Here is a 14314-nt window from a genome sequence, read left to right on the forward strand (position 1 = left end):
TTATGATCCCTAAAAATCTCCTCCCATTCTCGCGGGCAGTTCCAATCTGATATTACAGTTGAAACTCTGTTCAATTCACAAATATGCGAAAATGTAGTTTCTCCTAATTTCGTGTGGTCGGCCAAAACGATCAGTTCTTCTGATCTCTCCATTAGCAGACGGGACATATATGCTTCATTTAAGTCATAATCCGTTATACCATCCTCTATGGATACACCTCCTGCGGATATAAAGGCTTTGTTTGCCTTAATTTGTTTCAATGTTAATTCTGCAAGCGGGCCATGGGTAGACTGTTGATGAATATCTACCTCCCCTCCAATAAAGATCGTTTTCCCTTTAAAGACCTCAATAGCGAGTAGCAACACAGGTGCTGAGTGGGTAATTAACGTTATATTTTTCTTATCGCTTAAGAATCGCACGATTTCCAAAGGGGTTGTACCGTTTCCAATCATGATAATGTCTCCATCTTCAATTAGAGAAGCGGCCTGTTTGGCAATCGCACGTTTTTCTGCTTGGTTGATAATTGTTTTTTGTGCAAACGGAGGTTCTAATCTATCAGCGTTTGCTAAAATTGCTCCCCCATAAACCTTTTTTAGCTTACCTTCTTTTTCTAAACGATCTAAATCTCGTCGAATTGTCTCTGATGATACATTTAGTGTCTCCGCTAAATCCGGCACATATATTTTTTCTTCTGTTACAAGTTTTTTTAAAATCGTTCTTTTTCTATGTTCAAATGCTAACGACATTTAAGGAACACCTCGTGACTTTAAACTTTATCCGGCAATGGAAACCCTCACTTTTTCTAAAAAGGAGGAGGAATCGTGTTAACGATGTCAAAGATTCATAATAAGATTAGACTAATGCTTCTAAACTCTCTGGAATAATTTGACCACCGTCAATTACAATCGTCTGCGCTGTAATATAGCTTGCTTCTTTCGAGGCAAGGAATAATGCAGCGTAAGCAATATCTTCAACATGGCCAATCCGTTTCAAAGGGATTGTAGCTATCATGCTTTTCAGATAGTCGTCTCCCATTTCTTCTAATCCCTCCGTCATAATATTTCCAGGCATAACTGCATTGATCGTGATATTGTGGGCTGCTAACTCCAACGCGGCGCTTCTCATAAAACCAAGTTGGGCTGCTTTGCTGGCCCCGTAATGGGACCAACCAACATAGCCCGTAACTGGCCCCGTAATGGATGAGGTAAGAATAATACGACCATATTCCGCATCTTTTAAATAAGGAAGACAGGCTTTAACAGCAAACAAGGTGCCCCTTGCATTGGTATTCATTACAATATCCCATTCATCCACGCTCATGTTCTCTATTAAAGAGTTTGGAAATATTCCGGCATTTGAGCACAGGATATCAATCCCACCAAATTTGTTGACCACTGCTTCCGCCAATTCGTTCATGGAATCAAGACTGGCTACATCGCCTTTAAAAGCTTCTGCTTTGCCCCCATTTTTTCGAATTTCCGCAGCGCAGCTTTCTGCATTTACCAAATCCCTGGCTACAACTGCGACATTTGCCCCTTGCTTTGCAAAAACCTCGGCAATCCCTTTTCCAATGCCTCTACTTGCTCCTGTTACGATTACCGTTTTCCCATTCAAAGGTGTCAACATGGTCCATTCTCCCCCTATTCATTTTAATAATAGTAGATAACCATCTTCGTTTTACAGGTCTAAATGTGGTGGAAGTTTGCGAAAACCTTTTGTTTTTATTGATAAATAAACAATTCCTACTACCAGCCATAAAGTACCGAGAAGTAGCGCTAATTTATCCATGCTAATCCACACATACAGAATCACTAAAAGTCCAATGATCGGCAGTACAAAATAACGCAGATGGCGGATGCCGGTTGGTCTCCAGTTTGGAGTACTCCCGAGTTTTAATGGTGACTCCCCTTTTTTCTTCACATAGTACAGCCAAACGACTGAAAGATTTAATGCTGCGAATCCAAACAACGCTCCATAGTTTACTAGATTGGACAGGGTAGCCATATTTGAACTAAGCCCTAATATAAACTCAATTGAAACAATTATGAAAATACTCCAATGCGGCGTTTTCCATTTTTTGTTCACTTTTGCAAATACAGATTTCGGTAAAAGATTATCCCTTCCCATTCCGTATAATAAGCGTGCTCCTGCTGCGGTAGCCACAACATTAAACACGGCTAATTCTGTTAAATACCCTGCTGTAAAGAAAATCCCGAAGCCTTCTCCCCCGGTCATTTTAGATACTTGGAATAATACAGTATTCACCCAGGTTTCATCACTTATATGTGATTTCCAATCTGGTACTACTAACATTCCGAAATACCCGCAGGCAAACATTGTTAGGGTTCCGATCCCGATACACCAATATATCGCTTTTGGAATATCCCTCTTAGGTCTCTTCGTTTCTTCTGCTAATGTGGTAATCGCATCAAAGCCAAGGAAGCTAAAAATCGCAAGTGAAGTTGCGGCTGCTAAACTGGAAAAATCGGCAAATTCGAAGGGTTGTAAACTAAGTAACGTTCCTGTCCCCATTCCATCCGAATGAACAGCGTTAGCCCAGACTAGAATTGAAAGCCAAACGACAAATTCACCAAGAATCAGGAGACCTAATCCTATTTTGGAAATTAATTCAACTCCGAATAAGTTTAGCAACCCCGTTCCGACCGAGAATATCGCTAATAGAATCCAATAAGGAATTTCGGGGAAATATTGTTGAGCAAAGTATGCTGAACTAGAAGCTGTCACAGTGGGTATTAATATATAATCCAACGTTAAGACCCATCCAGCAATAAATCCTAAATGAGCATTCCACCCTCTTCCCACATAGCTGTAAACGGAACCGGCAAGTGGAAAATTTCGAACCATAACAGAGTAGCTAAAGGCTGTAAAAAGCATTGCGACACCAGCTAATAAATAAGGGAGAGATACTGTACCACCTGACGTTTGGAGCAGTAACCCAAAAATAATCGCTGGAGCTATTGGTACCATATAGTTTAATCCAAAAGCCGTCAGTTGCCAGACATTCATCGTTCGATTAAATTCTTGCTTATATCCATACTTTGAGATATCAGTAGCTAAACCCCCTGCAGCCAAAATTTTTTCAGCAGCCATTATTTTTCCCTCCTTCATTGTATTCCTCATTTTTTTCAAATGGAAAATAAAGTCCTAGTAGCTACTGGTTATCCAAACTGATATAAATATTTTTCAGCCAAACCAACGGTCTGATCCGTAAATTCTGCACCCAGGCTTTTAGCCGTATCATTATCGATATGACTTCCGATCCAAGCAACAAGCAACAGTCTTCTAAGCATAATAAAGGTTGGGATCTCAGCTTCTTCTTCTACTGATATTGATCGAATTTTTTTATAACCAGACAACCAAGCCTGGATTAAATCCGGAACATATTCTTTATGCTCAATAAAGCTTAGCGCTGTTGCAAGATCATAAAGATACCAGCTAAATCCGCAATCATCAAAATCAATTACCTTAATGATGCCATCCTCTACTAACAAGTTAGCTAACCGCAAATCTGCATGAATTAGCCCAAAACGATCGGAAGACTTACCAAACCTGGTTAGTCTTTTCTTGATTATTTTCGAAACTTTCTGAAATAAAATCTTCCGATCCGGCGTAACGGCGATTCCATCTTGCCATCTTCCCCACTTAGGTTTCGTACCAAGCATCGTTTCAAAATCCCATGTTGGGCGATTAATTGGATTAGAACCAATCCATTCCTGTGATTGATTGTGCAAAAGTGCTGTGATTTCGCCAAGTTTCTCAAACTCCAGCACCAACCCCTGTTCATTTTCTTCATCAGGAGCATTACCGGCTAAAAAGCTGAACATTACACAATGATAGGGATTGCCAAGTTTGTCTGTTGCGATCACCTGAACGTACTCTCCATTTATACCGGCAATTGGTTCAGGAACCACTATGGTGGAGCTTTCTAGAATGGCTTTGATCCAGATAAGCTCTGCCTCCAATTCCTTTTTGGAGTGATATCCAGGGCGATTTAATCGTAAAATTGTTCTCATGGGATTATCAGTGTTTTCAACCAGGTAAGTTATATTTTCTGAGTAATTTAATAATCTAACGGTTGCATGACTCGAAACCGAATATTTTCCTAAAGCCTCCTTCGCCAGGTGATGGTAGAATTCCAAAGGATCATAATTAGAAGGCTCGTTCATGGCATTCATTTTCTCCATCTCCTCTCATCAGCGGAATCTTTATGATTAAAAATTTAATTTACTAGTTTACTATTTTTGAAGCACGCTTAATACTGACCTCTACTCTGGTTAGAAGCTCATCACAATATTCCTTATCGCAGAGTAGACCTGGTTTAAATTGAAGGATCCTTGGATCAAGCATTGAATAAATAGCCCAAACACCGTTTTCATATAAAGACTGCATTACGTATTTTGCTCCTTCGGGATGATTGAATTCTAGCCCCATTACTACTCCTAACTGACGAATTCCTACAAAAAAATCAGCATTCTGTTTTTTAATCGTTTCAAGGCCTTCACGGAGATAGTTTGAAACAAAGTGGACATTTTGCCTTACCTCTTCTCTTTGGGTTATTTCTAGTACCTTCATCGCCACAATACAGCCCAATTCCGATCCTCCAAAGGTGGAAATATGGGCAAATCCATCTTCTAACATCCACTGGCCGGATTGTTCGCTTACAACGGTTGCAGCAATTGGATAAATCCCACCGCTAAATCCTTTAGATGTGACTAATATATCTGGCTTTACTCCGTAAATATTTACGCCCCACATTTCACCTGTACGCATCAGACCCGTTTGTACTTCATCGGCAATATATAAGCTCCCGTATTTCTCACATAAACTTTTCACTGCTGATAAGTATCCATCCTTTGGAAGAGGAAACCCATACGTTGCTGGTATGGTCTCGATAATCACACAAGCAGCATCCTCTTTAGAAAGGGCCCGTTCCATTGCCTCTAAATCATTAAATGGAACTTTGACAAACTCTTGTGGATCCCCCTCGCTTAAAAATGGTCGAGAATATCGTTCATTTCCCAAAGAAACAGCTAAACCTGTGTGTCCATGATAACCATATTGAATCGATATAATTTTTTTCCTTTTTGTTGCATATCTTGCACATTTCAAAGCGACATCGATCGCTTCACTGCCACCACTTGAAAATATAGAATACTTTAAGTTATCTGGTGTAGCCTTATAAAGCTCTTCTGCTAGTTGAGCTCTAACCACAGAAGGAAAATGGTGGTTCCCAATATCAAATTTCTGCATCCCTTCCTGCAATGCTGAAATAATTTCCGGATTACGGTGACCCAGATTATATGTTCCCCCATTAAGGTGAACATCCATTAATTGTTTACCGTTTATATCATAAAAGTAATAACCTTCACGTTTCCCCATTACCAAATCAACACCATCTTTTTGCCACTGGATGGTTTTCCCTGGATTCCACCATTTGATAGACTTATCAAGAATTGCTCGTTTTTCTAGAACATCATTAGAAATCATCAATATTCCTCCTTATAAATTGTTAAGTTACCTTACATTTGATAAAGATTTTGAAAGCATTTCACTAAGAATTATTGTTTATTAATGTGTTTTTTGTTGTTTTATTGTATGTTATTGTGGATTTATTATGATTTTAATTTTTTTATTAAAACATATCAAAAATAATGTTATATAATATTACACAATTTTTTAGCTGACGGTTGACTATTGTTTTAAAAAAGCAAGAGGGTGCTCCAAAATCTTGGCTTTTGGAACACCCTCTCTACGTTTGTGAAAAAATATGAATCTAACTTAACATTCTACATCCCGGACAGGCAACCGATTCTCTGTAGCACTTGCTCTGTGCAATTTTGAATGCTTTCCAAAAAAATCGAGTGACTTTTCCTTATTCAACTGAGCGGGCCACATTGGTTTAAAAAACGGCTAGGTCATTCACCCATTTAAGTCCAAATGAATAACGTGTTTCTGACGAGATTGACTAATTGGGGGAATCGGCGTGGGATACTATGTTAGAGTAGAACCAGATGTAAAAATTTATGTGGAAGATATTAACCCGGGATGCGGGAAACCAATCCTGTTTATACACGGTTGGCCAGCAAACCACAAGTTGTTTGAATATCAGTTTGATGTACTTCCCGCGATGGGATATCGGTGTATTGGAGTGGATATCAGAGGATTCGGTAAATCAGATAAGCCCTGGGGAGGATACTCCTACGATAGATTGGCAGATGATATTCGATGTGTGATTGAAGCACTTCAATTACAGGCTTTCACACTTGCCGGACATTCCGTGGGGGGAGCGATCGCCGTTCGATATATGGCTCGTCATAAAGGATACGGGGTATCCAAACTCGCTTTATTCGGCGCGGCAGCTCCTAGCCTAACTCAACGTCTTGATTTTCCATATGGATTACCCGAGCAAGAGGTAAATAAACTCATTCAGGAAACGTATAATGATCGGCCAAAAATGTTAGAAGAATTCGGAAACATGTTTTTCTTTCAGCATATAACCAGGCCTTTCTCAGACTGGTTCTTCCAGTTGGGACTGCAGGCAGCAGGTTGGTCTACGGCGGCGGTTCTGGCCTCACTTAGAGACGAAAGCTTGTTTTTTGATCTGGGAAAAATAAACGTTCCCACTTTAATCCTTCATGGTGTGCATGACAAAGTGTGCCTATTCCCACTTGCTGTAGCACAGAATAAAGGAATTAAAGATTCTAAACTTGTACCGTTTGAAAACAGTGGTCACGGATTGATGTGGGAAGAGCGTGATAAATTTAATACACAATTGGCACAATTTATTGGATAAAAATAAACCGGGCAATATTGGTGCTTAATATTCTTACAATTCCGCATAGAAAGGAATTTATGCATAACTTCGCTATCTCGATACAATTTTTCCAGCACTCCCGGCAATCTTTTAACAAAATTCATCATTTTTTAACAAAATAAGCGCACGAAAGTTATTTAAATAGTCTATAATTTCAATAAAAAATATGAATTGAGGGAGAGACATGAATATTACTTTAACCGAAGAAAGATGTCGGAAATGCAGCATCAAACTTACTGAATATGAAATTGAGGAAAAAAATCATTATTGTATGGAATGCTACGAGGAAGAAAACCAATCAAATAAATAATAGGTTATTAAAGAACCCACCAGCTAAGCCGGTGGGTTTGTTATTTCACTACCAATTAAACCGATACCCTGTATTTCTATAAGAAATGTCTCTCGCTATGTTAATAATTAAACTGTTATAAAAATCTTTTCGATTGCTATCCTTTCCTTTTTTTATCTCTAGCTCCTTTATATATAATGAAGAAGCTTTCGGAACCATATCAGGTACCCATTGATGATTATGCTTTATTTCACTGTCAGATAAAGCATAATAAGGATAAAAAACTTGGTTCCCTTTTCCAAGATCGTCCCATGTGCAATCAACGTGATACCACTTTCCCTCTATTTTGACAAGATTCCAGGCATGAGGTTCTGGCTTTCCAGTTGTATTTACGGCATAGCCACTTACAATTCTATTATCTATCTGTGCTTCTTTTAACATTTTATTCGCTAATAAAGCATAGCCATTGCATACTGTTTTTCCTTTCGTTAAAGCAGCATAGGCCGAAAATTCTTTTAGAGAGTTATCGTATTCAACATGTGAAACGATGTAATCATGAATTGCTTTTACTTTTTCGTGGTCATTCATTCCAGACTTAATAATCGCCTTAACAATTTGTTTAACCCGAGAGTCTACAAAAGCTTCTTGCTCCTTTGTCGTATGATATTCCATTTTAAAGCCTATTATTATACGATCTTTGTAAACTGCTCCACCTACGACATAGGCTTTAATGGAATGTAGCAAATATTTATCATTGTTGTAAATCTCGCGAAATGCCTGTTCAACAAATGACTTTGTTTTATCTATCCTGCCAGGACCCATAAATGTGATTTCAAAGTATGGTTCTCTATTAGTAAGATGTTGGTATATGATTGCTTTAAGTTCTTGGTACGATTGCTTATTTTTTGTATCTACCTGGGCGAAAGCTTTGAGGGGAACACTCGTAAATACCATTAATATTAAGCTGAAGACAAGCCATTTTCTAAGCAGGGACTTCATACATACCTCCATAAAGTGAATTAACAAATTCTAAATTCAACAATATGGATATAAATTCCTTCATGAAACTCGATATCGTCTTTTTTGTTAGCGTTGTTTTTTATCTTAGGCATATGCACTTCAAGCATGCCATTTTTATACGATGCTCTTATTTCCTTAGCAGAAACAGGAGAAGGAAGAAGAACGGAACGCTGAAAACGTCCTATAAATCTCTCCTGCCTGTACATTTGCTTTCCTTTTATTTCATTAAACATATCCAGACTTCCGCTGACGGAAAGGTTCATAAGGGATTAAAGCCATAATCATGCCTCCTGTTATTCGTTATACGGAAGTGTTTTTTCTAACGTTGCTATATCTTATTCAAATTATTCTTTCTAATCCCTATCCCTTTCGCCTATCTTTCAATTTCCAACTAACCCGGCAAGATGCAAGCTATAAGCATGGCTACAGTTAAGATGAAAAAGACCGTCTTTCCTAGCTTCATCCAATGTTCCCTACGATTCGCCATTCCTATTTGCTCCCCGAATTCTTTCTGTTAAGATGGAAGCTGTATATTCGGTTTTTGTACTTGTATTTGTTGTAGCTCGCCCTTTATACACTTAATTTCCTCCTGCAGCGCTTCTCCCTGCAGACCATCCAAACAGCGCAGACTTCTCTTCCTATTATTTTGTTACATTTTAGGTTCAATAACAATTTCAACACGTCGATTCTTTTGCCGGTTTTCTTCAGTATCATTAGGCGCAATGGGTCGGCTTTCGCCATACCCTTTTGTTCTTATACGAAGGTTCTCTTCCTCATAGTTTTCCTTTAAATAATTGCTAACTTCTTTTGCCCTTCGTTCAGAAAGTGATCTATTATATGCCTCCTCACCTATGTTATCAGTATGCCCATTTATTTCTATTTTTGCTCCTTCGTACTTTTTAAGAACTTCACCTATCTCATTTAATACAACTTTTGCTGATGGCTTTAATTCACTCTTATCAAAATCAAAGAGAACGGTATCAGGAATTCGAATTTTAATTTGTTTATTATCAGATGTTACAGAGAGATCAGGTGCTTTTAATTTTGGTACATCAAACTTAGGGACTTCTATCTTAGGAACCTCTAGTTTAGGAGCTTCTAGTTTAGGGACTTCTAATTTGGGAGCTTCCAGTTTAGGAACCTCTAATTTGGGAGCCTCCAGTTTAGGGACATTTATTTCTGGTACAGATGCTTGTTGCTCCTTTTCCGCACATGCAGAAAGCAACAAAAAAGAAAGTAAAAATAAAAACATTACATTTTTATGGTTTAACACTTTTTACTCCTCCCTTTGCTAATAAAAGTTTCCTTAATAACAACAAATGAAAGGAAGTTATTTCCTTCTAAAATCATACCGTTTTCACGCCGGATGCACGCCATTATCCTCGAATTAATCTTCTAAGAGCAACATAAAGTCCAAACATCCATAAGAACAAGGCTCCATACCCAAATTGGTCACTCCTTTTTCTCCTCCATAACGTTTCCCCTTATGCCGTTTCTTTCATCATCACTTCCAATTTTATCATAAATTCCAATTTATAGAACACCCATTCCTTCACTCTGGTATATGGTCATTCGCTCAGCCCTACCTCGCCAGCCACGATATAATCAAACGCCTCTTCTTCCAAATACCGCTTCTGGATAATCTCCTGCTCCTTCTTCGACAACCGGCTTACTGCACGCTCTACTCGTTTCGTCAGCTCAATCATTTCTCTTTCCTTATCAACGCACTCGGCTGCAGCATCGGTCGTTTTGTTCGTCACGCCGTAATATCTTGCTTCATAGGCGGAAGCGTTCTTCATCTCCCGGTGAACAAAACCGATTTGCATAAATACGCGCTGTCTCCAGTGCTTCCCCTACACGCTTCTGCATAGCCTTCCGGTCAATTTTCGGCAAAAACGACATTTGCATGACGACTCCCCCTCTTCGAAAAGAGTTTTTATTTATTTATCAGGAGAGTAGGCAATACTCAAAACAGTACCTTCACCTTTTTTTCTCCTCTCCCATAGTATACTGGTGACAGCCCCATCTATTAGGGATCACTTCCTTTGCTTGCCGGCTTGTACCGACCTTTTTATTTCTTCTCACCCTTTGGGTGTCTGCTCATAAAAGCTTCTCTTCCGTCTCATCTTCCATTTCGATTTCAATCGCTCGTGTCTGTTTGTTAATCCGGATACCAGTGACTGCCTTGTCCAAATTCTCTGTACGGTTCATCCGCGAAAGTAAGCTCTGTAGGCAGCACACCATATTCCGCACGGTTGGCTTGTCTGGAATAAGAACACGGTATTTCATCTGGCTTCTCCTCCTAAAGATCCCAGTATGAATTTGAGTAATGAGAATAAAAACGCAGTATTCTTGTACTCTACTTCCCTGGAGAAATGTTTGAGTATGATGAACTGGAAGAAGACGTTCTCGGTTGACTTTTGGACAACAATATCAAATTGGCGAAATAATCAAGAATGAAGTCAAGCGTTATAAAAAAAAGAATGGCGATGATAAAGAGAAGAATGAATACGAAAGAAAGCTAAACATAATCGAGAAATCCATCGCGCTGGACGAATAAATGTAGTTGTAAGGAAAGAGATTAGTTTAAAGGAATAGTGGCGTTTTCTTGAAATACCGACACGAGGGAATCAACCTTTTGTCGGTATTTGTCGTTTTGTATTAGTAGATTTAAGGACTGAATAGCACTAAAATGGAAAGGTAAATCTTCTGAGAAGATGAAAATCCCTTTTCCTTCGTATCACAAAAGTCAGCCGCCCTTCCCACGATACGAGATGAAAAAAAGGAGAGCTTGATTATTATCATTATTGTATAAGGAGTATAGGCAATGAATGAAAATGGGCTGACCACATTTTTGTAGAGAAATTTCAAGAACACATTCGCAAAAGCGGACAGGACAAGTACACGAAGAAGTTGATGACCACAGCCTATCCCTTGCTTCTCCTTCATGCGCATCTCCAATCCAGGGAAGGGCTCCGGGCCATTGCGGCCGACACACTGAACGAGGATTTTCATGAGATTCTCGGGTTTACCTCTATCCATGCATCCCAAACACAATCAAGTCGATTTGACGGTTCTGGCTACGCTATTTACCGAACTGGCCCAACGGCTTCACCTTCGCCCGGTGTTTGTCGACGAGTTGGCTAGCCAGTAATGAATACTATCGTTTACCAAATGGACAGAGACGCTCTTTGATTCAGGACTTCGTTTTTTATAGGACCTGTAAAAATTTATACTTGACTTTTTGAGCCATATTTACTCTCTGTTTTTATGTAATGCTAGTGATGGCCTGTAAATGATTTTCCAAATTATAGTTTACTGATTTTATTTTCTTGGATAAAATCTATGTATATTCTATTTAAATTCCAAAGGAGGAATAATTTGTGAAAGGAGAGAAGATCGTTATTACAGGATATGGAGTCAAAGTCCCGGGTGGATACAATGTAGACCACTTTGCCGATACTCTTTTAACAGGAAGTAGTGCTCTAGACCTTTACGCAGGAGAAGGAACGGAAGGAAAAAATATCGCATTCGGAGTTGTGCATGATAGATTAGAAGAAATACAGGATAAAAAATATAGAAGATACCCCAGGATCAGTCTTCTGGCTATGTCAGCCGCAAAAGAAGCGATCCAAATGGCAGGAAACATCCATTTAGATCAATATAAAACAGGAATTTTCCTCGGAACGGCTTTAGGGGGAACCCTGGGATACGATGAAATTGTCGTTCTTGCCCAGCAGAGTAATTTGAAAGTTATGCCTGTCAATGGATGTGGGATTGTTCATTATCATAGCTTAGCTTCTTCAATAGCAGAGTTTTTCGGGATAAATGGGGTTACGAGAACAGTGGCTACAGGGTGCGCAGCGAGCATCGATGCCATCCAGGATGCTATGATGTATTTGCGTGCTGGCGAGTTAGACGTCTGCATCGTGGGAGGGGCCGATGCGCCTATTTCTAAAACAGTGATATATGCCTTCGGAAAAATAAGATGTTTATCCCAAGACAAGGAATTGCATATGATGGGCGTTCCATTTTCAAAGAAGAGTGGAGGATTTGTCATCGCTGAAGGAGCAAGCGTATTAGTGCTTGAGAGAGAATCGAGCGCTCTAAAAAGGGACGCTGAGATTTTCGGTGTCATTAATGAGGTCAGCACATCAAACGATGGACAAGGAATATTTTTTTCAGACAGTGAAGGGAAACATTTGCTTCGTGATTTAGAAAGGGTGACTAAACACAGAAGGCCTACATATGTCAACAGCCAGGCACTCGGAATGAAAGAAAACGATAGGATTGAGGCTATCAATCATATGCAGTTGTTTGGTAAGGAGGTTCCCATTACTTCTATAAAAAGTATAACCGGTCATACGTTTGGAGCAAGTGCAGGAGCGCAAATGATTTCTTCTCTTATTGGAATGGAACGCAATTTCATTCCTGGCACGGTGAATGCGATTCGAGAGGATTATCCGGAACTGCCTATTGTATATGATACCATTCAAGCGGAAGTTGATAGTTTTGTTGTTACCTCTCATGGATACGGTGGAAATAATGCCACTATTTTTGTTTCGAAATACCAATTTTAAAAAATTCATATCTACTGGGGAAGACGAATGATTAAAACACATAAGTATAAGGAAAAATTATTGTATTTGATTATCGAAAAAATTCCAAGCATGATCGAAGCACATCTTCAAGATATGCTGCAGAAAATAGAAAACTTCCATAATGTTATTGGAGACATTGAAGCCTATAGAACGTCTTTATATTCAGTGTATACTACTGTTGCGGGAATATTATTTAAAGAGGATGAGGAGTATGCAGAAGCATTGCAACAACTGGAGAAAACGGGGTATGAAGTAGGGCTGTATTTTGGAGAAGTAAAAGAAATGAATAGAGAAATATTCCTCCAACTCACATATAGTATTCGAATCTACTCTTTTGATTATGTGTGTTCTTTAATTAATGCTCATCTCTCCGAGCCAGAAGAACGCTCTTTTCTCACCTCTAGGTTTTTTGAAATTCTAAATGCGAGATTCAACAGTTGTGTTAACGGCTTCCTTTTTGCAAAAGATAAGCAAATACATCATTTGCATAATCAAAAACTATCCATTATGGGGCAAATGGCAGCGGGAATGGCACATGAAATCAGGAATCCGCTTTGTAGTATTAAAGGTTTTCAACAGTTGATGAAACGAATGGTTCTTAATGAGACGACAAATACAAATGATTTTTTGAATTATATTGATATTTGCATTAATGAAATTACAAAAGTTGAGGACCTAGTGTCCGATTTCCTTTTGTTAGCGCGTAAAGGAGACAGTAAAAAAAGTAACTGGGAAATAGTCAATATTAATCAAATTTTTCGAAAAGTGCACGATTTAGCTACATGCTTTGCATTGGAAAAGAGTGTTACTCTTCATTTATCTCTGCCATCAACTACTCTTTTCACCTATGGAATCTCTTCATATATTGAACAAATTATGCTTAACATTATCAAAAACAGTATCTCTGCACTAAATCCTGGCGGAATCTTGCTCATCAATTTGTATCCTTCGATAGATAGCAAAGAAGCTGTTTTAACTTTTGTTGATAATGGAATAGGGATTCCGGAAAGTCACATGAATAAAATTTTTGAGCCCTTTTTTACAACGAAAGAAGACGGAATAGGATTAGGTTTGTCCATATGTAAAAGGTTAGTTGAGGAAATGCAGGGAAATATTCTGATACAGTCAAAAGAAAAAGAAGGAACAACTGTCGAGATTCGTTTGCCCTTAGTTTCTCCTGCAGATCATTAATATCTTCAACTAACAATTCTCCCTTCTTTTATTCATCTTCTTCACCATTCTCTTCACCTACTTAATAAAGCAATCTTAATTTACATAATTTTCATTCGTATGTATTTTTTCACCAACTATACCGAAAAGCATCCTGCTCCGGATTGGAATAGGGTGCTGTAGGAAGTTTGTATAGAAAAAGCGGGGATTGTATATTCCCGGAAAAGACGACGATGATTGCAATATTTCCCGAAAGACAAAATCCCCGAATTCGGGGATTTTGTTATTGATGACCTTTCCACTCAGGATATTTATTCTTGCTGCTCACGATGCCATTGCTGTCCATGATGCCATTGTTGTCCGGGGTGCCACTGGTGTCCGGGATGCCACTGGTGTCCA

General features: G+C 38.9%; 17 protein-coding genes. 5 read left to right on the forward strand and 12 right to left on the reverse strand.

The features are described 5' to 3' along the window. The 5 genes from ADA01nite_RS13255 to ADA01nite_RS13275 all read right to left on the reverse strand — a co-directional run. The coding region (locus ADA01nite_RS13255) for a DeoR/GlpR family DNA-binding transcription regulator (protein ID WP_146810632.1) at positions 1 to 746 on the reverse strand (746 nt) is incomplete at its 3' end. Positions 747 to 852: 106 nt separating this feature from the next. Then, complete coding sequence (fabG, locus tag ADA01nite_RS13260; protein WP_146810634.1) at positions 853 to 1626, reverse strand: 3-oxoacyl-ACP reductase FabG; 774 nt, start codon at positions 1624 to 1626, stop codon at positions 853 to 855. A 51-nt stretch (positions 1627 to 1677) separates the two neighbouring features. Continuing rightward, entirely contained in the window at positions 1678 to 3111 is a 1434-nt protein-coding gene (locus tag ADA01nite_RS13265; protein WP_170230280.1) for an APC family permease, read from the reverse strand. A 68-nt stretch (positions 3112 to 3179) separates the two neighbouring features. Beyond that, complete coding sequence (locus ADA01nite_RS13270) at positions 3180 to 4196, reverse strand: phosphotransferase enzyme family protein (protein ID WP_146810638.1); 1017 nt, start codon at positions 4194 to 4196, stop codon at positions 3180 to 3182. A gap of 52 nt (positions 4197 to 4248) precedes the next feature. Beyond that, entirely contained in the window at positions 4249 to 5508 is a 1260-nt protein-coding gene (locus ADA01nite_RS13275) for a class-III pyridoxal-phosphate-dependent aminotransferase (RefSeq protein ID WP_146810640.1), read from the reverse strand. A gap of 496 nt (positions 5509 to 6004) precedes the next feature. On the opposite strand from ADA01nite_RS13275, the gene ADA01nite_RS13280 reads away from it, so the two are divergent. Continuing rightward, positions 6005 to 6814 (forward strand): alpha/beta fold hydrolase, encoded by an 810-nt coding sequence (locus ADA01nite_RS13280; RefSeq protein WP_146810642.1) that lies wholly within the window; start codon positions 6005 to 6007, stop codon positions 6812 to 6814. A gap of 379 nt (positions 6815 to 7193) precedes the next feature. Here the strand turns inward: ADA01nite_RS13280 and ADA01nite_RS13285 are convergent, their stop codons facing one another. The 6 genes from ADA01nite_RS13285 to ADA01nite_RS13305 all read right to left on the reverse strand — a co-directional run bounded on the left by ADA01nite_RS13285 (position 7194) and on the right by ADA01nite_RS13305 (position 10433). Next, complete coding sequence (locus ADA01nite_RS13285; protein WP_170230281.1) at positions 7194 to 8123, reverse strand: transglutaminase domain-containing protein; 930 nt, start codon at positions 8121 to 8123, stop codon at positions 7194 to 7196. A gap of 20 nt (positions 8124 to 8143) precedes the next feature. Beyond that, a complete protein-coding gene (locus ADA01nite_RS13290) occupies positions 8144 to 8407 on the reverse strand; it encodes an Hsp20/alpha crystallin family protein (RefSeq protein ID WP_146810646.1) in 264 nt (87 codons plus the stop codon). Between the two features lie 386 nt (positions 8408 to 8793). Next, positions 8794 to 9417: an OmpA family protein gene (locus tag ADA01nite_RS13295; protein ID WP_146810648.1), complete on the reverse strand. Its 624-nt coding sequence runs from the start codon at positions 9415 to 9417 to the stop codon at positions 8794 to 8796. Positions 9418 to 9712: 295 nt separating this feature from the next. Then, the gene (locus ADA01nite_RS22625; protein ID WP_246147336.1) at positions 9713 to 9970 is read right to left on the reverse strand and encodes a hypothetical protein; all 258 of its coding nucleotides are present in this window, start codon (positions 9968 to 9970) and stop codon (positions 9713 to 9715) included. Further along, the gene (locus ADA01nite_RS22855; RefSeq protein ID WP_281286010.1) at positions 9921 to 10052 is read right to left on the reverse strand and encodes a hypothetical protein; all 132 of its coding nucleotides are present in this window, start codon (positions 10050 to 10052) and stop codon (positions 9921 to 9923) included. The genes ADA01nite_RS22625 and ADA01nite_RS22855 overlap by 50 nt, the downstream gene beginning before the upstream one ends. Before the next feature lie 192 nt (positions 10053 to 10244). Next, entirely contained in the window at positions 10245 to 10433 is a 189-nt protein-coding gene (locus tag ADA01nite_RS13305; protein WP_146810650.1) for a hypothetical protein, read from the reverse strand. A 124-nt stretch (positions 10434 to 10557) separates the two neighbouring features. On the opposite strand from ADA01nite_RS13305, the gene ADA01nite_RS22105 reads away from it, so the two are divergent. Then, entirely contained in the window at positions 10558 to 10704 is a 147-nt protein-coding gene (locus ADA01nite_RS22105; protein ID WP_170230283.1) for a hypothetical protein, read from the forward strand. A 110-nt stretch (positions 10705 to 10814) separates the two neighbouring features. Here the strand turns inward: ADA01nite_RS22105 and ADA01nite_RS13310 are convergent, their stop codons facing one another. After that, positions 10815 to 11093: a hypothetical protein gene (locus ADA01nite_RS13310; RefSeq protein WP_146810652.1), complete on the reverse strand. Its 279-nt coding sequence runs from the start codon at positions 11091 to 11093 to the stop codon at positions 10815 to 10817. On the opposite strand from ADA01nite_RS13310, the gene ADA01nite_RS23075 reads away from it, so the two are divergent. The 3 genes from ADA01nite_RS23075 (at position 11022) to ADA01nite_RS13325 (ending at position 13936) form a co-directional block, all read left to right on the forward strand. After that, positions 11022 to 11291, forward strand: a complete 270-nt coding sequence (locus tag ADA01nite_RS23075) for a hypothetical protein (RefSeq protein ID WP_371863561.1) — start codon at positions 11022 to 11024, stop codon at positions 11289 to 11291. The genes ADA01nite_RS13310 and ADA01nite_RS23075 overlap by 72 nt on opposite strands. Positions 11292 to 11527: 236 nt before the next feature. Beyond that, the gene (locus tag ADA01nite_RS13320) at positions 11528 to 12724 is read left to right on the forward strand and encodes a beta-ketoacyl synthase N-terminal-like domain-containing protein (protein WP_146810654.1); all 1197 of its coding nucleotides are present in this window, start codon (positions 11528 to 11530) and stop codon (positions 12722 to 12724) included. Positions 12725 to 12751: 27 nt separating this feature from the next. After that, positions 12752 to 13936: a sensor histidine kinase gene (locus ADA01nite_RS13325; protein WP_146810656.1), complete on the forward strand. Its 1185-nt coding sequence runs from the start codon at positions 12752 to 12754 to the stop codon at positions 13934 to 13936. Positions 13937 to 14314: the final 378 nt, after the last annotated feature.

It is taken from the genome of Aneurinibacillus danicus, assembly GCF_007991215.1.
In the GTDB taxonomy this organism is placed as follows: domain Bacteria; phylum Bacillota; class Bacilli; order Aneurinibacillales; family Aneurinibacillaceae; genus Aneurinibacillus; species Aneurinibacillus danicus.